We start from the raw sequence: 708 nt of genomic DNA, 5'->3' as shown, positions 1-708 counted from the left end.
CAGTTGTTGACCGTACAGTGGAGCAGCAATGCAGCGGTGGAAGTGGAAGGAAATGCAGATGTGGTGATCTCCACGGATGCAATCTACGGCGCGAAAGTGATGCCGGGCGAAGATCTGACCTTTACCTTCACCCCGACCGACGGCGCATTTGCCAGTGCACAGCTCAACGGAGAGGACATCCCGTTTGAGGCAAACGGCTTTACGTACACCTACACGATGCCGAATGAGAGCGCGAGCCTGCGCTTTACCTTTACGAAGGTGGACAAGGACATCTTGAAGATTGTCCTGGATGAGGCGAACAACGTAACGCAGGAGGACATCGACCGCCTGGTGCCGGAAGTACGGGAAATCTTTGTGAATGCCCGGACCAACGCGCAGAAGGTCTACGACGATCCAGCCGCAACCCAGGAAGAGGTCAACAAGGCTTGGAGCGAGCTGCTAAAAGCGATGCACCTGTTGGAATTCGAGGAAGGCGACAAGGAAGTGCTGCTGCCGCTGATTGAAATCGCAGAGCAGTTGGCGGAGAAACTGGATGCATTCAAGCCGAGCAGCACGGAGGGCTTCGAGGAAGCGCTGAATGAGGCAAAGGACGTCTATGCCGAGGAGAACCCGCTGAAGGCGGAAGTGGACAAGGCATATGAGAACTTGCAGAAGGCGATTGAAAATCTGAAATACCGTGCAGACCTGTCGGCGCTCCAGACCGTGGTC

At 55.5% G+C, this 708-nt stretch carries 1 pseudogene; it reads left to right on the top strand.

The features are described from left to right. Positions 1-708, top strand: a pseudogene (locus B9Y59_RS16695) (FIVAR domain-containing protein); the annotation flags it as partial.

Origin of the sequence: Anaeromassilibacillus sp. Marseille-P3371 (assembly GCF_900169665.1) — a bacterium.
Lineage (GTDB): Bacteria > Bacillota > Clostridia > Oscillospirales > Acutalibacteraceae > Anaeromassilibacillus.
This window is presented reverse-complemented; position numbering and strand designations above follow the sequence as displayed.